Below are 22,376 nucleotides of genomic sequence, written 5' to 3'. Positions count from 1 at the left end.
AACAGGAGAACGACATGGACAAGGTTTATGCCATCCTGGGAGGGACGGGTTCGCTTGGGTTCGGACTGGCGCTGCGTCTCGCTCGCTCCGGCCAACGGGTGATCATCGGCTCTCGTAGCCTGGAGAAGGCGCAGGAAGCGACCGAACGGGCGCGCACGATCCTGGCCGAAAGCGGGTCCGCCAGAATTGAGTTGAAGGCCGAGGTGAACGCTGCGGCCGCCGCGCAAGCCGACGTCATCGCCGTCACGGTCCCTTACGCGCAGCAGAAAGCCTTGCTGTCGGAGGTTTCCGCGCACCTGCAGGGCAAGATCGTGATCGACGCGACGGTCCCTCTGCTGCCGCCCAAGGTCGGAACCGTGCAACTGCCCGAAGGCGGGTCGGCCGCTGTCGCTGCACAAGCAATGCTCGGTGATGGTGTCAGGATCGTCTCGGCGTTCCAGAACGTCGCCGCCGACAAGCTGCAGACGCTCGAGCCGCTCGATTGCGACGTGCTGGTGGCCGGGAACGACAAGGCCTCCTGCCTGGAGATCGTCGAACTCATTAAAACGCTCGGCCTCACCGGATACTATGCCGGGCCGCTGGCGAATTCGGCCGCAACCGAGGCGCTGACCTCTCTGCTCATCCAGATCAATCGGCAATTCGGCTGCCAGGCCGGGATACGCATCACGGGCATCAAGTGATGAACGTCATCGTGCCGATCAAATCCTTCGAGCACGCCAAGAGCCGGCTGGGGCCCATTCTGGATGGCGCCCTTCGTCGCCAGCTTGCGGCCATCATGGCCCGATCGGTGCTGAGCGAGCTCGGACAGGTCAAGGCACTCGGCCGGATTCTGACCGTCACCTCCGAGCCGACGATGATCAAGACTGCGACGTCTCTCGGAATCGAAGTCGTCTGGGAAAACGGCGCCAACGGGCTCAACGACGCGCTTGCGCAGGCCGAAGCCATGCTCGGCGGGGCGTGCGGCGGGGTCGCCGTCGTCTGTGCCGATCTGCCGTTTTTCCGCGCGGCCGAGTTCGAGCGGATGCTCGCGGCGCACGAACGCCTGGGCGAGGAAGCCGTCACCATCGCGAGCGACCGGATCGGTACGGGCACGAACGTCCGGATGGTTACGGCACGAAACCGATTTCCGTACCTCTACGGCCAGAACAGCGCGCAAGCCCATGCACTGGCAGCGCGCACGAGAGGTTTGACCCACATCTTGTTCAAATCGGAAACGCTTGCGCTCGACCTCGACACGCCGGCCGACGCCATCGAGGTCTTCCAGACGCGGGGGGAGAGCCCCGACCAGGCACTGACGGCGATCCTGTCGTCCCGCTTGAAGGACATCAACGGAGATCCCCAGCGATGGAACGGCAAACATTGACGACCGATCCGCATTACCCGGATCGAGCAGATGCGCTGGCCCTTCTGTCGCTTTCGAGCGTGGAGCTGCTGGGCCGCGCGCGGGATTGCCGCGACATCGGCTTCGGGCATCGTGTGAGCTACTCGCGCAAGGTCTTCGTCCCGCTGACGGAGCTCTGCCGGGACGTGTGCCACTATTGTACCTTCGCGAAGGCGCCGAGCAGAGTCGCCGCTCCGTTCATGTCGATGGATCAGGTCCTGGAGGTCGTGCGACGCGGCCAGGCTGCCGGCTGCAACGAAGTTCTGCTGACCTTGGGCGAGAAGCCCGAACTTCGCTATGCCGCGGCGCGCAATTGGCTCGAGGCAGCGGGATACGCGAGCACACTCGACTATCTCCATGCAGTCTGCGCGAGGATTCTCGCAGAGACGGGCATGCTGCCGCACGTCAATGCCGGCACCATGGAGCCGGAAGAGCTGGCGCGGCTGCGCGAGGTCTCGGCCTCGATGGGCCTGATGCTGGAAAGCGGCTCCGACCGTCTGTGCGAGCGCGGCCATGCGCATTTCGGTTCACCAGACAAGGTCCCGGCGGTGCGGCTGAAGACCCTGGCCGATGCGGGCAGGCTTCACATCCCGATGACGACCGGGCTGCTCATCGGCATCGGCGAGACGCCGGAGGAACTGGTCGAATCCCTGCTCTCGATCCGCGCCGTACAGGAGGAATACGGCAACATCCAGGAAGTGATCGTTCAGAACTTCCGCGCCAAGGCGGGAACCCGCATGGCCGAGGCTCCCGAGCCGGACGAGGAAACGTTCCTGCGTGCCATCGCCCTCGCCAGGCTCGTTCTCGGGCCGACGATGAGCATCCAGGCGCCCCCGAATCTCGCGCATGGCGATCTCGAGAAACTGATCGATGCCGGGATCAACGACTGGGGAGGGGTGTCCCCCGTCACTCCCGATCACGTCAACCCCGAGGCTCCATGGCCTCATCTGGACAGGCTGGCCGAGAAGACGGCGGCAGCCGGCAAGGAGCTGATCCAACGCCTGACGGTCTATCCGCGCTATATCGAACCGACGGGGCTATGGATCGACCGCAAGGTATTGCGTCATGTTCTGGCTCGCGCGGATGCCGAAGGGTACGCTCGCGAGTGCAGCTGGATCGCCGGAGGGCTGACGCCACCGGACACGTCGATGTTCGAGCACTTCGACAAGCCCGTCCCGGCCGAGCAGGTGAGGGCGGAAGTCGTCGACATCGTCTCCAGGGCAATGGCTGGCAGGCGCTTGCAGGCGGCCGAGATCGAAACCCTGTTCGGCGTTCGTGGCAGCGATCTGCACTTCGTCTGCCAATCGGCGGACGAGCTCCGGAAGCGGCAGTGCGGCGACGAGGTCAGTTATGTCGTCGTCCGCAACATCAACTACACCAACGTATGCACCTACTCTTGCAGCTTTTGCGCCTTCTCCAAGGGGAAGACGCATGAGGCGCTGCGCGGCAAGCCCTATGATCTGGACCTTTCCGAGATATCCCGACGGGTCGACGAAGCATGGCAGCGCGGCGCCGCCGAAGTCTGCATGCAGGGTGGAATCAGCCCTGACTATACGGGCGAGACCTATCTCGAAATCCTGCGCACGGTGAAACAGGCCCAGCCGGGCATCCATGTTCACGCCTTCTCGCCGCTCGAGGTCACGCAAGGAGCCGCGACCCTTGGAATTCCTCTCCGGGAGTTTCTAACGCGGCTGAAGGCGGCCGGTCTCGGATCGTTGCCCGGCACGGCCGCCGAGGTGTTGCACGACGAGGTGCGGGACATTCTCTGCAAGGGAAAGCTGACGACGGACGAATGGGCGGCGGCGATCGAACAGGCCCATGCGGTGGGGCTCAGGACGACGTCGACTATCATGTACGGCCACGTCGACCATCCACGGCATTGGGCGCAGCATCTGCTGTTGCTGCGCGATATCCAGGAACGGACCGGAGGCATCACCGAATTCGTGCCCCTTCCGTTTGTGGCGATGGAAGCGCCTTTGTACCTCCGCGGCGGCGCGCGGCCGGGTCCGACGTTCCGCGAGGCCATCCTCATGCACGCGGTGGCGCGACTAGTGCTGCACCCGCTGATCCCGAACATTCAGGCGTCCTGGGTGAAGCTCGGCCCGGACGGGGCCGTCATCGCGCTCAAGGCCGGGGTGAACGATCTGGGCGGAACGCTGATGAACGAGTCCATCACGCGCGCCGCGGGCGCCCAGCATGGCCAGGAATCGGCTCCGGAGGAGATGGAAATGCTCATCGCCCGGGCGGGCAGGCGGCCGGTGCAGCGCACGACTCTGTACGAGAGGCAGACGCAGGACCGGGTCGATTCATCCTTCGCCGCGCCCGAACTGCTGCCCGTCGTCAATCGCCCGTTCGTGCGCAAGCGCTCCCGGATGGACATGCTGGAGCCTGCGGAGTGACCGAAATAACCGTGACAGCGCCGCGGCAGCGGCCGATACCTTCGCAAAGGCAGGATTTCCTCCATTTCGAGGAGATCACCACCCGCTGGAACGATAACGACGTCTACGGGCACATGAACAACGCCGTGCATTACGGGCTGTTCGACAGTGTCGTGAACCGCTGGCTGCACGATGTCGGCAAGCAGGATCCGAGATCCTCGGATCTCATCGGGCTCGTCGTTCATAGCAGCTGCGACTATCACGCCGAGCTCGCCTATCCGGACAAGATCACCGCTGGTTTACGAATCGATAGCCTCGGCAGGACTTCGGTGACCTACCGTGTCGCCCTGTTCGCGGAGAACCGGGAGACGTCCGCCGCCGAGGGGATCTTCGTTCATGTCTATGTCGACAGGGCGGCGCGCAAGCCGGCGTCGATCGCGGATGGGCTGAGGGCGGCCATGACCCGACTCCAGCGCTCAGAGGTGACGACCCCATGAGCGATTATGTCTCTTTTTCTGAGCTGTCCGGACATTGTCCCGGCTCACACGGCAATGAGACAGTCCCAACGGTATAAGCTCAATCACTAAGAAAACCTGAGGCGTCTTACGCCCAGATCAGGACTATTCGGGAGGAGAAGCTCAGTGAGAAATCTGTTTGCGGTGGCATTCGCCGCCACCTTTTCGTTCGCCTTGTCATCGCCGGTCAACGCCGAGATAAAGATCGGGGCCTTCACCTCGGCGACAGGTCCGGCATCCTTTCTTGGAGAGCCGCAGCGCCTGACGCTGGAAATGCTCGTGAAGCAGATCAATGCCGCCGGCGGCGTGAATGGTCAGCCGATCAAGCTGATCTTCTACGACGACGCCTCCGATGCGAGTGCCTCGCGCAATTTCGCCGTGCGCATGGTCGAGGAAGACAAGGTCGCCGCGATCGTTGGCGGTTCGGGCACCGGAAATTCGATGGCCGTCATCCCGGTGGTCGAAGATGCGAACATCCCGTTCGTGTCGTTCTCCGGCGGCGTGGAGATCATCAACCCGGTTCGCAAATGGGTCTTCAAGCCGCCGCATACCGACCTCATGGCCTGTGAGAAGATCTTCGACGATATGAAGGCGCAGGGCCTGAGCAAGGCGGCGCTCATCGCGGGGCAGGGCGGATTCGCCAAATCCATGGCGAAGCAATGCACCGATCTCGCGCCCAAGAAGTCCATCACCATCCTGGCTCAGGAGAGCTACGGTCCGCGTGACAGCGACATGACCCCGCAGCTCAACCGCATCAAAGCCATCCCTGGCGTCGAGGCCGTCATCAACGCCGATATCGGTCAGGGGCCGGCAATCGTCACCCGCAACTTCCGCCAGCTCGGCATGACGCAGGCGCTCTACATGGGCCACGCAGCGGCTACGCTCGGTTACCTTGAGGCCGTGGCCAAGGACGGCGAGGGTATCCGCATTCCCGCGCCGTTGCTGCTGGTCGCCGACACGCTGGAAGCGAACGATCCCCGCAAGAGCGTTCTCGTGAAGTATCGCGACGACTTCGTTGCCGCGACGAAGCGGCAGCCGGATGCTTTCGGCGGCTACGCGCATGACGGTCTTCTCCTTTTGGTCGACGCCATGAAGCGGGCGAAGAGCTCCGACCCGCAGAAGGTTCGCGATGCTCTCGAGAAGACGGATGGCTTCGTCGGGACGGTCGGCCGCATCCGGATGTCACCGACCGACCACCTCGGTATCGACCTCGGCAGCTTTGAGATGCTGACGATCAAGGATGGCCGCTGGGCGCGCGCGCCGGGCAAGTGACTACGGGACTGCATCGGTGTGCGTGTCGTGCCGATGCAGTCCCGCACAATCCCAACCAGGATTTACGATGACGACGATCTTACAGTTGATCGTCTCGGGCCTTACGGTCGGAGCGATCTATGCCCTCGTGGCCGTCGGTTTCACGCTCATCTATCGAGCATCCGGCATCTTCAATTTCGCGCAGGGCGAGTTCTTCATGCTGGGCGGGATGCTGGCGGGCATCGGCGTCGCCAGCTACGGCCTTCCGTACCCGGTCGCGGCGCTGTTGGCTTGCGCGATCACGGTGACCTTCGGTCTCGCGCTCTTCCTGTTCGGCATCAATCAGGCGCGCTCTGCCTCACCAATCCAGCTTCTGATCCTGACGATCGGCGCTTCGCTGCTGGCCCGTGGACTGGCCTCGGCGATCCTCGGCAAGGACTTCGTCCGGCTCCCGCAATTGATGCCCTGGGATGTCTGGCGTGTCGGCGGGGTCGTCATCCAAACCCAGGCCCTCGTGATCATCCTGGGAGCGTTCCTGATCGTATCGGTGATGGGGTTCTTCCTGTCCCGGGCACTCACCGGAAAGGCGATCGTCGCCATCGCGGCGAACACCGTCGGTGCGCAGCTAATGGGCATCAACCGTGTGGCCGTCGTCAGTCTGTGCTTCGCGCTGTCGGCGCTGATTGGGGCGCTCGGTGGGATTCTGGCCACGCCGATCACGCTGACCAGCTACGACACCGGCGTCATGCTCGCGATCAAGGGTTTCACGGGCGCCATGCTTGGCGGAACGGGCAAGCCGTACGGCCCCGTCCTTGGCGGCCTGCTGGTCGGCCTGCTGGAGGCATTCGGCGCCGGCTTCATTTCCTCAGTCTACAAGGACGCGCTCGCATTGGTCGTCCTGCTCCTCGTCTTCGCGCTGTTCCCTCAAGGCATTTTTGCCTCGCGATCGGTCGAAAGGGTCTGACATGCGAAAACATCTCGGCCCGACCTACGTCCCGGTGCTGATCGTCGCCGCGTCGATCGTCCTGGTGTCACTTCTGCCGCTCACGAACTTCCAGGTTCGCATGGCAACCCTGCTCTTCATCTTCTCGGTCGTGGTGCTCGGCAAGAATCTGCTGATGGGCTATGCCGGGCAGATAAGCCTCGGGCATGGCGCGTTCTTCGGGCTCGGCGGCTATGTCGTCGCGGTCGGCGCGGCGCGCTATGGTCTCTCGCCCTGGCTCTTGACGGCCGGCTCCCTGCCGATTGCCGGCATCGTCGCATGGATCATCGGTCGCCCCATCCTCAAGTTGCGCGGCTACCACCTGGCGATGGCCACTCTGGCCTTCGGCTCGATCTTCGCGATGTTCCTGACGAATGCCGTCGACCTCACGGGTGGTCCGGACGGTCTGGCGCTCGACATGGCGTCGGTTCGCCTGTTCGGCATGACGTCACGCTGGAGCTGGTACTGGGTCTGTGGCCTCGTGCTGGTCGTGGTCATGTATCTGCTCGCCAGCGTTCTCGATAGCCCGACGGGGCGCGAGATGCGTGCCATTCACGACAGCGAGACCGCTGCCGGAGTCCTCGGCATCGACGTTGCGAAGGCGAAGCTGCATGCCTTCGTCATATCCGCAATTTTCGCCACTTTGGCGGGCTGTTGCTTCGTGATGTTCGACCGGTACATCACGCCCCATTCGGCCGGCATCCTGCGTTCGATCGAGTTCGTGACGATGACGGTCGTCGGCGGGTTGGGATCGCCCATCGGAAGTATCGTCGGGGCGGCCATCTTCGTCGTTCTGCCGCAATTCCTGACGGTCTTTCACGAATACGAACAGGCCATCCTCGGTCTGATCCTCATCGTGATCCTGGTCCTGCTGCCCAAGGGCATCGTGCCCAGCATCGCGGCCCGGCTGCGTCCTCGGAGGGCATGACGATGCTGCAGGTTGAACAACTCGGCATCCGGTTCGGGGGAGTGGTCGCGCTTGACGGTGTCGACTTCTCAGTCGGCGAAGGCGAAATCTACGCGCTGATCGGCCCGAACGGTGCCGGAAAAACAACCCTCTTCAATTGCGTTTCCGGCCTCTACATCCCGACGACCGGGAAAGTGACCCTCGCCGGCTCGGACATCTCCTCGCTGAGGCCGTTCGAGCGAGCGCGGCGGGGCATGACCCGCACCTTCCAGAACCTGCAGATTTTCGAGCACATGACTGTCGTCGAGAACGTCATGGTCGGCGCCCGCATCCACGAAAAGGGCGGTCTACTGGCGCATATGCTCGGACTGCCTTCGGTTAAGGCCCAGAACGCCGCAACCCGACGGCATGCACTCGAACTTCTCGAACGGGTTGGCATCGTGGCGCGCGCTGATGAGAGGGCAGGCGACCAGTCCTATGGCGTGGTCAAACGCCTGGAGATTGCCCGGGCCCTGGCGACGGCGCCACGCGTTCTCATGCTGGATGAACCCGTCGCCGGGTGCAATGCGGCAGAGACGGCCGAGGTTGAGGCCGTGATCCGGGAGGTCGCCGGCATGGGCGTATCGGTCGTTCTGGTCGAGCACGATATGCACATGGTGATGGGTCTGGCCGATCGTGTGCACGTCCTGAACCAAGGCAAGACGCTGGCCGTGGGGCAACCGGATGAAATCCGCTGCAACGAGGCCGTGATCGCGGCCTATCTGGGAGCGACGGAGCCCGCAGATGCTTAAAGTCGAGAAGCTGCGCAGCAGCTATGGCCGCATCGAGGTCCTGCACGACGTCTCGCTGGAGGTCGACCAGGGGAAGATGGTCGCACTGGTCGGAGCGAACGGGGCCGGAAAGACGACGCTGATGCGCGCGATCTCCGGCATCCAGCCGATCACCAGTGGGACAATCACCCTGGCCGGCGCGAGCATCCAGGGGATGCCTCCGGCCCGGCGCGTCTCCCGGGGCGTGGCGCAGGTTCCGGAAGGACGCCAGATCTTCGCGCCCCTTTCGGTGGAGGACAACCTGGCGCTCGGAGCCTGGGTCTCGCCGACGAAGATCGAGAGGAACCGGGCCCGCGTCTACGAGATGTTTCCGATCCTGCGCGAGTTTCGCAAACGCGCCGCCGGGACGCTGTCCGGCGGGCAGCAACAGATGCTGGCCATGGGGCGCGCGCTCATGTCGGACCCCCGCATCCTGTTGCTGGACGAACCGACCATGGGGTTGGCCCCGCTGCTCGCGCGGCAGGTGATGCAGATCATCTGCTCGATCCGGGAAGCAGGCACCACGGTTCTTGTGGTCGAGCAGAACGTCCAGGCCGTGTTGCGAGCGGCCGACCGAGGCTACGTGATCGATCGCGGTCGGATCTCCATGGAGGGCTCGGCGAAGGATCTGCTCGCCGATCCACGAGTTCGGGAAGCCTATCTTGGAGTCTAGTATAGGAACCGTCTCGCTCATTCCGTTGCCGGATTTTCCTCGGGTCGTTCCGGGCGACAGGCTGGATGAACAGATCCTGTCGGCTGCCGGGGCGGACGGCTTCCGCGACGGCGACGTCGTCGTGCTGGCCCAGAAGGTCGTCTCTAAGGCCGAAGGGCGCTATGTGCGGCTCTCGGACATCGTTCCGAGCGAACGGGCCGAACAACTCGCGGCCATCGCCCGGAAGGATCCGCGCGTCGTCGAACTGGTCCTTTCTGAAAGCAGCAGCGTGATGCGCGCCGTTCCGGGGATCATTATCGTCCGGCACAGGCTGGGTTACGTCATGGCCAATGCCGGGATCGACCAGTCCAATCTGTCACAAGGAGAAACTGAGCAGGTGTTGCTGCTGCCGGTCGATCCGGACGGCAGCGCCACGGAGTTGAGGCAGAAACTGCAAGCGGCCACGCAGCGCAGGCTCGCGGTGCTCATCATCGACAGCTTCGGGCGGGCCTGGCGCCACGGCACCTGCGGTACCGCCATCGGTTCGTCCGGGCTTCCCGCTCTTCAGGATCTACGCGGCCGTCCCGACCTCTACGGGCGGCGACTTGAGACCTCCGAACTGGGCTTCGCCGACGAGATCGCCGCAGCGGCTTCCCTCGTGATGGGGCAGGCCGACGAAGGACGGCCCGTCGTCATCGTTCGCGGGGTCCGTTGGGAAGAGAGCCAGCAATCCGCGGTGAACCTGGTTCGGCCAACAGCGAGTGATCTCTTCCCATGAAACGGCACTTCCTCTCCCTATGCGGCGGCGTCGGCGGCTCCAAGCTTGCCGACGGGCTTGCACGACATCTGTCGCCGGACGAGCTCACCATCGCCGTGAACACGGGCGACGACTTCGACCATCTGGGGCTGCGCATCTGTCCCGACATCGACACCGTCCTCTACATGCTGGCCGGGTTGGTCAGTCGCGAACGCGGATGGGGGCGCGAGGACGAAAGCTGGACCACGCATAAGACGCTGCAGGCCCTCGGTGCGCCGTCCTGGTTCCAGCTTGGCGACAAGGACATCGCGCTACACCTCTACAGGAACCAGCTGCTCTCGTCGGGACGCAGCCTGTCCGAAGCGATAGCCGCGATCGCGGCCGGCTTGGGGGTGCGCCATGCCCCGGTACCGGTGACGGACGCGGCAACGCCGACGACGATCGACACCGCCGATGGCGAACTGGCCTTTCAGGATTATTTCGTGCGGCTGCGCGCCGACGTCAGGGTCGACGGGATCCGATATGGCGGGACGGACGCCACGAAGCTCTCAGAGGGCCTGGAAGCCGCGCTCGCGAACCCCGCTCTCAGCGGCATCATCATCGCCCCGTCGAACCCGTTCATCAGCATCGAACCGATGCTGGCGACCGGTCGTCTCCGGGAGAGGATCGCCGGGGCCGAGATCCCCGTCGTCCTGGTCTCCCCCTATGTGAACGGCGCCGCCGTCAAGGGGCCGGTCGAACGGATTCAACGCGATCTGGGCCTTCCGCCCGGGGACGCAGGCGTGCTTCGGCACTACGACGGCCTCATCGACGTGTTCTTCACCGACACGGCCGTGCATGAAGCGGGCGCAGGCGTCGACGTCGAGCTGGGCGAGACGCTGATGCGCGATGCCGAGGGGCGTGCAGCCCTCGCGGGACGCATCCTGAGGCGCCTGGGATGGCAGAGATGAAAAGCGTTCTGATCGTCGGGGACGATCGTTTCGCGAACCAGCTCTTCGATACGGTCGCGCGCGGCTTCCCGACAGATGCCGTCGGACTGACGGCACCAGAGGATCCGCAGCTTCCGGAACGGCTCGGTCAGGCGGATTGGGTCATCGAGATCGCCGGACAGCACATCGAACGAAAGCAGGCGGTGCTGCGAGCGTGCGCGGAGTTCGCGCCGGGCCTGGTAAGCTCGGATTCGTCCGTGGCTACCCGGCATGAACTCCTGCGCGACCTGCCTGCAGCATTCGGCAAGCGATATGCGATCAGCCACTTCTTCTTCCCGCTGTCGCATTGTCCCCTGGTGGAGGTCGTCGTCGGCTCGGCCTCGGACCAGCCGCTTGTCGCGGGGCTTCGCGACATGCTTCTCGACAGTCTCGGCGGTCGGCTCGGACGTTCGGTCATGGAGCTTCCGGACACGCCTGGCTTCGTTGCCAACCGCCTCGGCCTGTTCTTGATAGCGAGCGCGATCAACCGGTCGTCGGCGCAAGCGATTGACCCAAACGCCATCGATCGAGCTGCTGCCCGTTCGCTGGGCCTGCCACGCCCGGCTCTTTTCGGAACGGCCGACCTTATCGGGCATCCGGTGTTGATCGACCTTCTGATCGGTCTGTCGGAACGGCTGCCGACGGCCGATGCTTTGCAGTCGGCGGCGCCTGCCGCGATTGCCCGACTGAAGGATATCGAAGCCACGGGCAACGCCAGGTTCATCGACCGTCAACTCGGGCGGGAGGCCGAGACCGCTGCAGTCGACGACCAGCACGTCGCCGATCTCGTTGCGGCGCTGGCATCGGATCGCGACCGCTATGTCGAGCGGATGTGCAGCGAATGCCAGATCTCGCCGGAGATTGCGGCCCTGGCCATGCGGCGCGGCTATGGCTGGACCGCCGAATGGTAGCGGTACGGCTAGTCCCGGGTAGGCTCCTTGAACTGCGCCAGCATCTGCTTGCGATAGGCGCGCGGCGTCAGGCCCGTCCATTGGCTGAAGGCCCGTGTGAACGCGCGCGTCTCCGAGTAGCCCAGCCGCTCCGCGATCACCGCCACGGACTTCTTGGTCTTGAGCAGGCTGCTAAGTGCAAGGTCCCTTCGTATCCCCTCCACGACGCGGCGAAAGCTCGTACCCTCGTCCTTGAGCCGTCGGCGCAGGGTCTGCGTGCTCATGCCATATGCTTCGGCGAAATACTCGAGTTGCGGAAACGCGACCCTTTCGCTGCTCGTGGCGAGAATGTCGTTGCGCAGGCGCCGGGAGATGCTGCCGATACTGGCCGGAACCATCATGAAGACCAGCGGAGCGCTGTTCAGCATCGCTTTCAGCTCGGTCCGGCTGCGGATGTTCGAAACCGCCGCAAGGTCCTCATCGAAGACCAGACGCGTCTTCGATTGGGAGAAACGTTGTACGGTCGGAAAGATATAACGAAGCTCTTCCGCTCGACCGATCGGTTTAGGGTAGCTGAATTCGGCGCGCTTCATCGCGATCGTCCGACCGGAAAACCAGCAGATTGCCCGGTACCAGATGGAGAGCCAGAATTCGAGAAAGTAGTGGTTCGGATCGTGCTCCGGGTGCTTGAATGTTACTTCGAAGAAGTAGGAACCTCCATCCTCGGTGAATGTCATGTCGATTTCATCGGTGAAGAGATCGTAGAACAACACGCCCTTTCGCATGACCGCGGCGATCGTCTGTTCATGGATGACGACGTTGCACATCATCGCGAAGACGCCTGGCTTGCACCGCTGTTGCGTGAAGCCCATGAACTCGTCGCCCAGAAGCAGCCAGACGAGTTGCACCAGTTCGGCCAGTTTTTCCGACGAGCCGCGCCACGCGGGATCGTTCACCTCGTCCGGAGCCAAATCGATATGCTTCAGGAAATCGTGGGCGTTGAATCCAAGTCTCTCGGCACCTCGTAATGTTTCACGGAAGTAATGTGAGCTGCACGTGGCCAAATCGAGCGCCTCCACTAGGGTCGCCATATAGAAAGAATGCGTCGATATATTTCTATTCGGCGAAGCCGTCTGCTTTCAATAGAAGATGAACGTCGATCCCGCCACTCCCAGTCGAAAGAAATCCGTGGCGTGCGACATTTTGCGTGACCAGGAGAATGTCATGAACTCCTTCAACTTCAGAACCGTATCGAACATCCATGTGGAATTCGGCGGGGCCGATCGGCTTGGCGAGACGATCTCGAGCTGGCTTCCGGCCACGAAGGTTCTCGCGGTAACCGACCGCTTCCTCCACCAATCGGGATTGATAGACGGGTTCAAGTCCTCCCTGGATCGGAACGGCTACCCGGTGGTGGTGTTCGATGCCGTCGAGGCGGACCCGGCGGAGGAGATAGTGCGCACATGCCGTGATCTTGCCGTCGCGGAAGGCGTCGGCATCGTCATCGGCATAGGGGGCGGGTCCTCGATGGATGTGGCGAAAGTGGTCGCCGCCCTAGCCAGGACCGATCAGGAGATCGCGAGCGCATATGGCATCGGAAATCTGATAGGCGATCGCTTGCCGTTGATCCAGATCCCGACGACGGCGGGGACCGGATCGGAAGTCACGGCGATCTCGATCCTGACCACAGGCGAGAAGACCAAGATGGGCATCGTCGCCGATCAGCTCTATGCCGATCGGGTCCTGCTCGATGCGGCGCTGACGCTCGGACTACCGAAACTCCATACCGCGGCCACCGGCATCGATGCGATGGTCCATGCCATCGAGGCCTACACCTCGATCCATCTTAAGAACCCGATCTCGGACATGCTGGCGCGCGAGGCGCTTCGGTTGCTCTCCGCGAACCTTCTCGCCGTCTGTACCGATGGCAATGACGTAAAGGCCCGCGAAGCGATGCTGCTGGGGGCGATGTTCGCCGGGCAAGCCTTCGCCAACGCGCCGGTCGCGGCGGTTCATGCGCTTGCCTATCCTCTCGGAGGACAGTTCCACATACCCCACGGTCTGTCGAATGCATTGATGCTCGGCCCGGTACTCGAGTTCAACGCGACGAAGGCGGCACCTCTCTACGCCGAACTGGCGGATGCCCTGGGGGTCGTTCGCGTCGGTCGGGCTGATGACGACGCCCGATCCGTCATTGCACGATTGCTGACGCTGACACGGGAGTCAGGCGCACCGCAACGCTTGCGGGATGTCGGCGTGCCGGCCGACGCCATCCCGCTCCTCGCGCGCGATGCCATCCTGCAGACGCGCCTTCTCAAGAACAATCCGGTGCCGCTGGACGAGGCGGCCATCATCGCAATCTACGAACGCGCTCACTGAGCGGCGCGGACCATTCTACGAGGGCGTGTGGTTATTCCAGAAGGCGCAAGGCCCGCCCGGAAGCATTGGCCCAGAGCGAAGGACGAAATCATGATCCCCCAATTGGACGACAGGAATCTGCTGAGGCAGGCGGCTCTGGTTGCAGGCATCTGGGTCGAGCCGAATGCCGATGCGATCGAGGTCTGCGATCCCGCGACCGGCGAACTCGTCGGGCGTGTTCCCAGGCTCGGCGCCGAGGAGACCCGCGCGGCGATCGAGGCGGCGCGGGTCGCACAGCCCGGCTGGGCTGCGCTCACCGCCAAGGAGCGCTCGCAGATCCTGCGCCGCTGGTTCGACCTCGTGATCGCCAACAAGGAGGATCTGGGACGCATCCTGACAGCCGAGCAGGGAAAGCCGCTCCGGGAGGCGATCGGCGAGATCGTCTATGGCGCAAGCTTCATCGAATGGTTCTCGGAGGAGGCGCGGCGCGTCTACGGCGACGTCATCCCGGGCCATCAACCCGACAAGCGCATTATGGTGCTGAAGCAGCCGGTCGGTGTGGTGGCAGCCATTACTCCGTGGAATTTTCCGAACGCGATGATCACCCGCAAGGTCGCGCCGGCCCTGGCCGCAGGCTGTGCGATCGTGCTCAAACCCGCCTCCCAAACGCCCTTCTCGGCCGTGGCCCTGGCGTTGCTGGCGGAGCAGGCGGGGGTTCCGAAAGGCGTCTTCAGCGTTGTGACGGGCGCTGCGCGAGCGATCGGATCGGAGATGACGGCGAATGCGATTGTTCGGAAGCTCACATTCACGGGGTCGACCGAGATCGGTGCGGAACTCTACCGGCAGAGCGCGCCAACCATCAAGAAGCTCGGTCTCGAACTCGGCGGGAACGCTCCCTTCATCGTCTTCGACGACGCCGATCTGGATGCGGCCGTGGAAGGGGCGCTGATCGCGAAATTCCGCAACAACGGACAGACATGCGTGTGCGCAAATCGCATCTATGTCGAGGACGGTGTCTACGACGCTTTCGCGGAGAAGCTGTCGACGGCGGTCGGGAAACTCAAGACCGGAAATGGATTCGACGAAGGTGTGGTGCTTGGACCGCTGATTGATCATGCGGCGCTCGAAAAGGTCGAAGAGCACATTCGAGACGCCGTTTTGAAGGGCGGAAAGCTTCGTCAGGGTGGCGCGCGACATTCCTTGGGCGGAACTTTCTTTGAACCCACGGTCCTGGCCGATGTTACGCGGGACATGCTGATAGCGCAGGAGGAGACTTTTGGGCCAGTGGCGCCGCTTTTCCGTTTCAAAGGAGAGGCGGATGTAATTGAGCAGGCAAACGCAACCGAATTCGGCCTCGCTTCGTATTTCTACGCACAAGATGTGGCTAAGGTGTTTCGCGTCGCAGAAGCGCTCGAGTATGGAATGGTCGGGGTCAATACGGGCCTGATATCGACAGCGGAGGCGCCGTTCGGCGGCGTCAAGCTCTCGGGGCTCGGCCGAGAAGGTTCGAAATACGGCATCGAGGAGTTTCTCGAAACGAAATACGTCTGCATCGGCGGCATCGCTTGAGGCGGCGAGGGCAGTTTGCGCCTATAGAGAGGCCGCACATCTGAAGAGTGGTGCTGGACCCACTGATCACATAACGATTTCAATCGTGTATGTGTTCGCAGATTTGTCTGGTCCGGCCCACCATCTTTCTCCCGGCCGAGACTGCTCGGCGCGGCGCGCCGGCTGCCCCGGCCCCGCTCAATTTCATCGAGTCGATCCGATCCAGCCGGCGCAAGCCCGTTTCAACCCTCCATGATGCCGTGGTAGCGGGCATCGGCGCGGGCGAGATGGTCGGACATGGCCCGGCCGGCCGCGTCGGGGTCGTGATCGGCGATGGCCTCGCAGATTCGCGCGTGCTCCTCCAGAGTCAGGCGCTCGGCGCCCGGTGCCCGCACCAGCGTGACATGGGACGCGCCGAGCAAGGTCAGCATCGCCTCGACCGCGGCGGGAAAGACCGGGTTGCCGCTCATCACCGCGATCTGGCGATGAAAGGCGATGTCGCGGCTGAGGAAATCGTCGAGCCCTGCCGCCCGGTGCTCGTCCAGCCGCTGGCGTAGCAGGGCGAGGCCGGCGGCATCGGCGCGCTGGGCGGCCAGCCGTGCGACGCCGGCTTCGAGCAGGATGCGCGCCTCCTTGAGATGCTCCAGCGCGTCGGGATCGACACTCAACAGGAAGCGGGCGGGTTCGGTCAGCTGCGCGACGACCCCCTCTGCGGTGGGCAGCAGGACGCGGGCGCGCTCGCCATGGCTGATGCCGATGATGCCGGAACGCTCCAGCTGCTGCAGCGCCTCGCGGATCGAGGGGCGGCCGACGCCATAGGCGTCCATCAGTTCGCGCTCGGAGGGCAACTGCGCGCCCGGCGGAAACTCACCAGCGCGGATGCGGGCGATCAGGCGGTCGAGGACCTCCTGATGCAGCTTGCGGCGGGGGATCGGCTCGGTCGTCACGGGGCCTGCATTGCTGGGGAAGAGGACATCATCATCATGTCATCAGACCAGATTGACCGCCAACCGTCGGTGTGGGACGAACTCATCATACCAGTTGGGGAGGTCGACGATGACGGTGGTGGCTCTGTTCGGTGCCGGCGGCAAGATGGGCATGCGGCTGGGCCGTAATCTCGCCGCCTCGCGGTTCACCATGCGGCCGGTCGAGGTCAGCCCAGCCGGGCAGGAGCGGGTGCGCGCCGCCTTCGGGCTGGACTGCGTCTCGGCGGAGGCCGCGGTCGCAGGCGCGGCCGTCGTGGTGCTGGCGGTGCCGGACACCCATGTCGGCACGGTGGCGCGCTCGCTGCTGCCACTGCTCGCGCCGGGCACGATCGTGGTCATTCTCGACGCTGCCGCCCCCCATGCCGGGCATCTGCCGGAGCGGGCCGACATCACCTACTTCGTCACCCATCCCTGCCACCCGCCTATCTTCAACGACGAGACCGACCCGGCCGCCAAGGCCGACCATTTCGGCGGCATCGCGGCGAAGCAGCACATCGTCAACGCGTTGATGCAGGGGCCTGAAGAGCATTACGCGCTTGGCGAGGAGGTCGCGCGGGCGATCTGGGCGCCGGTGATGCGCTCGCACCGCGTCACGGTCGAACAGATGGCGATCCTGGAGCCTGGGCTGTCCGAGACCGTCTGCGCCACGCTGCTCGACGCCATGCGCGAGGCGATGGAGGAGGCGATCGCCCGCGGCGTCCCGCGCGAGGCGGCGCGCGACTTCCTGCTCGGGCATATGAACATCCTGGCCGCCGTGACCTTCGAGCAAGTGCAGGGCGTGTTCTCGGATGCCTGCAACAAGGCGATCGTCTTCGGCAAGGACACGATCCTGAAGCCGGATTGGAAGCGGCTTTTCGAGCCCGAGGAGATCGCGGCGAGCGTGCGCCGCATTACTTGACGGATTATCCTCCGCCCGCCCCTTGACCTTCCCATGATGGGAAGCCCCATCTCCGGCTTTGATGCGATAGCCGGAGCCTGAGCCGATGACCCTGACCGATCTTCCCAAGCCGGACGGCGCGACGACGCTCGCGATCCCGGTCGAGGGGATGAGCTGCGCTGCTTGCGTCGGCCGCGTCGAGAAGGCGATCCTGGCCGTGCCGGGCGTCCGCGCGGCTTCGGTCAATCTGGCGACGCAGCGGGCAAGCGTCGGACTCGGCGCGAATGCCGACGCGGCGCCCGTCCTGGCCGCGATCCGGGCGGCCGGCTACACGCCGCAGGAGGACGAGACCGATTTTTCCGTCGAGGGGATGAGCTGCGCCTCTTGCGTCGGGCGGGTCGAGCGGGCGCTGCTCGCCGTGCCGGGCGTGCTGGAGGGCAGCGTTAACCTCGCCATGGGCCGCGCCCATGCGCGCCATGTCGGCGGCGAGGGCACGGTGGCGGCCATCACTGCGGCGCTGGCTAAAGCCGGCTATCCGGCCGAGCCCGTGCGGGAGGCCGGCGTCCAGGCCGATCGCGACAGCGCCCGGCGCGAGGCCGAACTGTCGGGCTTGCGCCGCGACCTGACCCTGGCCGCGCTGGCGACGCTGCCGATCGTCGTGATCGAGATGGGCTCGCATCTCTCCGATACGCTGCATCACGCGCTGGCCGAGAGCTTCGGCGCGGCTAATCTGCGCATCCTGTCCTTCATTCTGGCGAGCCTGGTGCAATTTGGACCGGGGCTGCAATTTTACCGCAAGGGTGGGCCGGCGCTGCTGCGCGGCGCGCCCGACATGAACTCGCTCGTCATGCTGGGCACGACGACGGCCTATCTCTATTCGGTGGTCTCGACCTTCGCGCCCGCGCTGCTGCCGGCCGGGCTCGACCACACCTATTTCGAGGCCGGCGCGGTCATCGTCACGCTGATCCTGTTCGGGCGCTATGCCGAGGCGCGGGCGAAGGGCCAGACCGGGGATGCGATCCGCCGGCTTCTGAAGCTGCAGGTCAAGACGGCTCTGGTGCTGCGCGACGGCCGCGAACAGGAATTGCCGGTCGCGCAGGTGCGGCCCGGCGACATCGTGCTGATGCGTCCCGGCGAGCGGCTGCCGGTCGATGGCGAGGTGGTCGAGGGCACCTCCTTCGTCGACGAATCCATGCTGACGGGGGAGCCGATTCCCGTGGAGAAGGATGTCGGCTCCATGGTGATCGGCGGCACGGTCAACGGGACCGGCGCCTTCCGTTTCCGCGCGACGCGCATCGGCGCGGACACGTTTCTGGCGGGAATCGTGCCGACGATGGAGGCGGCTCAGGCCTCGAAGCTGCCGATCCAGGCGCTCGTCGACAAGGTGACGATGTGGTTCGTGCCGGCCGTCATGGCCGCGGCGCTGCTGACCTTCGGGGTCTGGCTGATCTTCGGGCCGAGCCCGGCCCTGTCGCTGGCGATCGTCAATGCGGTCGCGGTGCTGATCATCGCCTGCCCCTGCGCGATGGGGCTGGCGACGCCGACCTCGATCATGGTCGGCACCGGCAAGGCGGCGCAGATGGGCGTGCTGTTCCGGCGCGGCGAAGCGCTGCAGGCCCTGCGCGATGTCACGGTCGTCGCGCTCGACAAGACCGGCACGATCACGCGGGGCAAGCCCGAGCTGACCGATGTCGAGGTCACCGAGGGCTTCGCGCGTGATGAGGTCCTGCGGCTGGTGGCGGCGGTCGAGACGCGCTCGGAGCACCCGATCGCGCAGGCCATCGTCGCGGCGGCCCGCGAGGGCGGCCAAATCCTGTCCGAGCCCGCCGCCTTCGCCGCCGAGCCCGGCTTTGGCGTCACGGCCACCGTCGAGGGGCGGGCGCTGCTGGTCGGGGCCGACCGGCTGCTGGTCCGGGCCGGCATCGACCTGTCCCCCTTCGCCGCGACGGCGGCGCGGCTCGGAGGCGAGGGCAAGTCGCCGCTCTATGCGGCGATCGACGGGCGGCTCGCCGCCATCCTCGCCGTCTCCGATCCGGTCAAGGAGACCAGCCGCGAGGCGCTTCAAGCGCTGCGGGCGCAGGGGTTGCGGATCGTGATGATCACCGGCGACAACCGGCGCACGGCCGAGGCGATCGCGCGGGGCCTGCCCGTCGACGAGGTTGTGGCCGAGGTGCTGCCGGCCGGCAAGGTCGCGGTGATCGAGCGGCTGCAGGCGGGGGGCGCTCGCGTCGCCTTCGTCGGCGATGGCATCAACGATGCGCCGGCGCTGGCCAAGGCCGATGTCGGGCTGGCCATCGGCACCGGCACGGACATCGCGATCGAGAGCGCCGATGTTGTTCTGATGTCGGGCGATCTCCGCAATGTGGCGAATGCGGTGGCGCTGTCGCGGGCGACGCTGCGCAACATCACAGAAAACCTGTTCTGGGCCTTCGGCTATAATGCGGTGCTGATCCCGGTCGCGGCCGGGGTGCTCTACCCGGCCTTCGGCATCCTGATGTCGCCGATGGTGGCGGGGCTCGCCATGGCGCTCTCCAGCGTCAGCGTCGTCGCCAATGCGCTGCGGCTGCGCGGTTTCCGACCGCCGCTCGCGGCGCATGGCCGGGCTGCTGCCGCCGCCTGAGCGCGGCTGAAAAAGGCGCTTGAACCTCTAGTGGCTACAGGAAGTAGGGTCTGGCCGGTTCGCGATTCACGACGCCCGGTGCCCCATGTCCCAACCCGATTCCGCTCTCGCCCCGAAGCTCCCTGACGTCGTCGCTGCGGCGCCGGCCTCCTGCGGGTCCGCCTGCTGCGGCGGACATGATCACGCCCCGCCTGCTGCCGCTGCCGCGAGCGCCCCGCACAGCCACGGCCCGGGCTGCGGCCATGATCACGACCACGAGCACGATCACGACCATGCCCATGGCCATTCGCATGCGGAGCCAGCGGCCGAAGCCTTGCCGGAGCATGAGCCGGGCGCGCTGCTCTGGCAGGTGCAGGGCATGGATTGCGGCAACTGCGCCCAGACGATCCGCGCCGCGCTGGAGCGGCTGCCGGGCGTCTCCGGCATCCGTATCTCCGTGACCAAGGAAACGCTGGCGCTGCGCCTCGACGAGCGGCTGACGCCGCCCGAGGCGATCGAGAGCCGGATCGCGACGCTGGGCTACAAGCCGAGCCGGCTCGCGGCGACGCAAGCTGTGTCGCTCAGGCGCGAGGCGCCTTCCGCCTGGTGGCGCCAGGCCAAGGGCCGGCTCGCCATAGCCTCGGGCGCGCTCGTCGCGCTGGCCTATCTCGTCAGCGTGCTCGCACCGGGCTGGCACGACCCGCTCTTCATCACGGCCAGCCTGATCGCGGCGGCTCCCGTGGCGCGCCGGGCGATCGTCTCGGCCCTGGCCGGCGCGCCCTTCACCATCGAGATGCTGATGACGATCGCGGTGGCCGGCGCGCTCGTCATCGGCGCGGCGGAGGAGGCGGCGATCGTCGTCTTCCTGTTCTGTGTCGGCGAGGTGCTGGAGGGCGTCGCCGCCGAGAAGGCGCGCTCGGGCATCCGCTCGCTCGCCGCACTGGTGCCGCAGACCGCCTGGCTCGAGGAGGGCGGTACCGTCCGCGAGGTGGCGGCCGAAACCCTGCGCATCGGCCAGAGCGTGCTGGTGCGCCCTGGCGACCGCATCCCGGCCGATGGCACGGTGCTGACGGGCACCTCCAGCGTCGACGAGGCGCCGATCACCGGTGAATCGATGCCAAAGGCCAAGGAGCCCGGTTCGGAGGTCTTCGCCGGCACCGTCAATCACGAGGCCGCGCTGACGGTCCGTGTCGGCCGGGCGGCGCAGGACACGATGATCGCGCGCATCGTCGCGCTGGTCGCCGAGGCGCAGGACGCCAAGGCGCCGACGGAGCGCTTCATCGACCGCTTCTCGCGGATCTACATGCCCTTCATCGTCGGGCTGTCGCTGCTGGTCGCCGTGCTGCCGCCGCTGCTCGCAGGCGGCACCTGGGGCGAGTGGATCTATCGCGGGCTCGCTTTGCTGCTGATCGGCTGTCCCTGCGCGCTGGTGATCTCGGTTCCCGCCGCCATCGCATCCAGCCTGGCCACAGCGGCGCGGCGCGGGCTCCTGATCAAGGGCGGGGCCGTGATCGAAGCGCTGGCGGGCGTCGACACCGTCGCCTTCGACAAGACGGGCACGCTGACGATCGGCCGCCCCGTCGTCACCGATGTCGTGGCGCTGGAAGCGGCCGAGCCTCGGGTCCTGGCGCTGGCGGCGGCGGTCGAGCGGCGCTCGAGCCATCCGCTCGCGGCCGCCATCGTCGCGCGGGCTGAAGCCGAGGCGGTCGCCACCGTCATGGCGGAGGATGTCGCGGCCGTACCGGGCAAGGGCATGGCGGGCACGATCGGGGAGGCGGCCGTCTTCGTCGGCGCGCCGCGCCACGCCGCCGCCTGGGCGCCCCTGCCGGAGGCGGCCCTGGCGGCGATCGACCGGCTCGAAGGCGAGGGCAAGACCGTCGTCGTCGTGGTCAGTGCGGCGCGCGCCGTAGGGCTGCTTGCGCTACGCGACGAGCCGCGGCCGGATGCAGCGGCCGCGATCGGCCGGCTCAATGCGATGGGTATCCGCCCGCTGATGCTGACCGGTGACAACCCGCGCGCAGCAGCGGCGGTCGGCGAGGCGCTGGGCGTCGCGGTCACGGCCGGGATGCTGCCCGCCGACAAGGCGAAGGCGGTGGCCGAACTCGCCCGTGGCGGCCGCGTCGCCATGGTCGGCGACGGCATCAACGACGCGCCGGCGCTCGCCAGCGCGCAGGTCGGCATCGCCATGGGCTCGGGCACGCGCGTCGCCATCGAGGCGGCGGACGCGGCGCTGCTGCATGACCGCGTCGGCGATGTGCCGGCGCTGATCGGGCTGGCGCGGGCGACGATGGCCAATATCCGCCAGAACATCGCGCTGGCGCTCGGCCTGAAGGCGGTGTTCCTCGTCACCACCGTCATCGGCACGACGGGCCTGTGGGTCGCGATCCTCGCCGACACCGGCGGGACCGTGCTGGTCACGCTCAACGCGCTGCGGCTGCTCGGCTATTTCCGCAGCGAGGCCGCGACGGCGCGCACTGCGACGCCGGAAACGGCGCGGCCCGTGCTCGGAACGGGTTGA

Annotated in this window: 19 protein-coding genes; 17 read left to right on the top strand and 2 right to left on the bottom strand. The window is 65.7% G+C overall.

What is annotated here, in order from left to right:
• Nucleotides 1–14 precede the first annotated feature (14 nt).
• From npdG to ACFPN9_RS13960, 12 genes are all read left to right on the top strand, one after another.
• Nucleotides 15–680, top strand: coding sequence for an NADPH-dependent F420 reductase (gene npdG / locus ACFPN9_RS14015; protein WP_067996071.1), 666 nt, complete (start codon nt 15–17; stop codon nt 678–680).
• Nucleotides 680–1,363, top strand: coding sequence for a 2-phospho-L-lactate guanylyltransferase (gene cofC / locus ACFPN9_RS14010; RefSeq protein WP_067996068.1), 684 nt, complete (start codon nt 680–682; stop codon nt 1,361–1,363). Before npdG ends, cofC begins: the two co-directional genes overlap by 1 nt.
• Nucleotides 1,345–3,780, top strand: a complete 2,436-nt coding sequence (gene cofH / locus ACFPN9_RS14005; RefSeq protein WP_067996065.1) for a 5-amino-6-(D-ribitylamino)uracil--L-tyrosine 4-hydroxyphenyl transferase CofH — start codon at nt 1,345–1,347, stop codon at nt 3,778–3,780. Before cofC ends, cofH begins: the two co-directional genes overlap by 19 nt.
• Nucleotides 3,777–4,256, top strand: coding sequence for an acyl-CoA thioesterase (locus ACFPN9_RS14000; RefSeq protein ID WP_082733239.1), 480 nt, complete (start codon nt 3,777–3,779; stop codon nt 4,254–4,256). Before cofH ends, ACFPN9_RS14000 begins: the two co-directional genes overlap by 4 nt.
• 144 nt (nt 4,257–4,400) lie before the next feature.
• On the top strand, nt 4,401–5,546 hold the full coding sequence (locus tag ACFPN9_RS13995) for an ABC transporter substrate-binding protein (protein WP_067996058.1): 1,146 nt from the start codon (nt 4,401–4,403) through the stop codon (nt 5,544–5,546).
• A gap of 67 nt (nt 5,547–5,613) precedes the next feature.
• Nucleotides 5,614–6,489, top strand: coding sequence for a branched-chain amino acid ABC transporter permease (locus ACFPN9_RS13990; RefSeq protein ID WP_067996054.1), 876 nt, complete (start codon nt 5,614–5,616; stop codon nt 6,487–6,489).
• 1 nt (nt 6,490) lies between these two features.
• The gene (locus ACFPN9_RS13985) at nt 6,491–7,435 is read left to right on the top strand and encodes a branched-chain amino acid ABC transporter permease (RefSeq protein WP_067996051.1); all 945 of its coding nucleotides are present in this window, start codon (nt 6,491–6,493) and stop codon (nt 7,433–7,435) included.
• Nucleotides 7,432–8,205 carry an ABC transporter ATP-binding protein gene (locus ACFPN9_RS13980; RefSeq protein ID WP_067996049.1) on the top strand — a complete coding sequence of 258 codons (774 nt, stop codon included), beginning with the start codon at nt 7,432–7,434 and terminating at the stop codon, nt 8,203–8,205. Before ACFPN9_RS13985 ends, ACFPN9_RS13980 begins: the two co-directional genes overlap by 4 nt.
• Complete coding sequence (locus tag ACFPN9_RS13975) at nt 8,198–8,896, top strand: ABC transporter ATP-binding protein (protein ID WP_067996045.1); 699 nt, start codon at nt 8,198–8,200, stop codon at nt 8,894–8,896. The genes ACFPN9_RS13980 and ACFPN9_RS13975 overlap by 8 nt, the downstream gene beginning before the upstream one ends.
• Nucleotides 8,897–8,921: 25 nt before the next feature.
• Complete coding sequence (gene cofE / locus ACFPN9_RS13970; protein ID WP_377817191.1) at nt 8,922–9,653, top strand: coenzyme F420-0:L-glutamate ligase; 732 nt, start codon at nt 8,922–8,924, stop codon at nt 9,651–9,653.
• Nucleotides 9,650–10,582: a 2-phospho-L-lactate transferase CofD family protein gene (locus ACFPN9_RS13965; protein WP_067996039.1), complete on the top strand. Its 933-nt coding sequence runs from the start codon at nt 9,650–9,652 to the stop codon at nt 10,580–10,582. Before cofE ends, ACFPN9_RS13965 begins: the two co-directional genes overlap by 4 nt.
• A complete protein-coding gene (locus ACFPN9_RS13960) occupies nt 10,579–11,511 on the top strand; it encodes a 3-hydroxyacyl-CoA dehydrogenase NAD-binding domain-containing protein (RefSeq protein ID WP_067996036.1) in 933 nt (310 codons plus the stop codon). Before ACFPN9_RS13965 ends, ACFPN9_RS13960 begins: the two co-directional genes overlap by 4 nt.
• A gap of 8 nt (nt 11,512–11,519) precedes the next feature.
• On the opposite strand, the gene ACFPN9_RS13955 is transcribed toward ACFPN9_RS13960, so the two are convergent.
• On the bottom strand, nt 11,520–12,569 hold the full coding sequence (locus ACFPN9_RS13955) for an AraC family transcriptional regulator (protein WP_377817190.1): 1,050 nt from the start codon (nt 12,567–12,569) through the stop codon (nt 11,520–11,522).
• A 145-nt stretch (nt 12,570–12,714) separates the two neighbouring features.
• Here ACFPN9_RS13955 and ACFPN9_RS13950 point away from each other — a divergent pair, with 145 nt between their 5' ends.
• Together ACFPN9_RS13950 and ACFPN9_RS13945 are read left to right on the top strand one after the other, a co-directional pair.
• Nucleotides 12,715–13,869 carry an iron-containing alcohol dehydrogenase gene (locus tag ACFPN9_RS13950; RefSeq protein WP_067996033.1) on the top strand — a complete coding sequence of 385 codons (1,155 nt, stop codon included), beginning with the start codon at nt 12,715–12,717 and terminating at the stop codon, nt 13,867–13,869.
• Nucleotides 13,870–13,959: 90 nt separating this feature from the next.
• The gene (locus ACFPN9_RS13945) at nt 13,960–15,417 is read left to right on the top strand and encodes an NAD-dependent succinate-semialdehyde dehydrogenase (RefSeq protein WP_067996030.1); all 1,458 of its coding nucleotides are present in this window, start codon (nt 13,960–13,962) and stop codon (nt 15,415–15,417) included.
• A gap of 221 nt (nt 15,418–15,638) precedes the next feature.
• Here ACFPN9_RS13945 and nanR read toward each other — a convergent pair whose 3' ends face one another.
• The gene (gene nanR / locus ACFPN9_RS13940) at nt 15,639–16,343 is read right to left on the bottom strand and encodes a transcriptional regulator NanR (protein WP_082734981.1); all 705 of its coding nucleotides are present in this window, start codon (nt 16,341–16,343) and stop codon (nt 15,639–15,641) included.
• Nucleotides 16,344–16,452: 109 nt separating this feature from the next.
• Between nanR and ACFPN9_RS13935 the strand changes: the two genes are divergently transcribed.
• The 3 genes from ACFPN9_RS13935 to ACFPN9_RS13925 all read left to right on the top strand — a co-directional run bounded on the left by ACFPN9_RS13935 (nt 16,453) and on the right by ACFPN9_RS13925 (nt 22,376).
• Complete coding sequence (locus tag ACFPN9_RS13935) at nt 16,453–17,280, top strand: phosphogluconate dehydrogenase C-terminal domain-containing protein (RefSeq protein WP_066722004.1); 828 nt, start codon at nt 16,453–16,455, stop codon at nt 17,278–17,280.
• 85 nt (nt 17,281–17,365) lie between these two features.
• Nucleotides 17,366–19,879: a heavy metal translocating P-type ATPase gene (locus tag ACFPN9_RS13930; protein WP_066722001.1), complete on the top strand. Its 2,514-nt coding sequence runs from the start codon at nt 17,366–17,368 to the stop codon at nt 19,877–19,879.
• Nucleotides 19,880–19,964: 85 nt separating this feature from the next.
• The gene (locus ACFPN9_RS13925; RefSeq protein ID WP_377817189.1) at nt 19,965–22,376 is read left to right on the top strand and encodes a heavy metal translocating P-type ATPase; all 2,412 of its coding nucleotides are present in this window, start codon (nt 19,965–19,967) and stop codon (nt 22,374–22,376) included.

Origin of the sequence: Allobosea massiliensis (assembly GCF_042655245.1) — a bacterium.
Classification (GTDB): Bacteria; Pseudomonadota; Alphaproteobacteria; order Rhizobiales; family Beijerinckiaceae; genus Allobosea; species Allobosea massiliensis.
The sequence above is the reverse complement of the archived record's forward strand: the minus strand, read 5'-3'. Positions and strand labels throughout refer to the sequence as shown.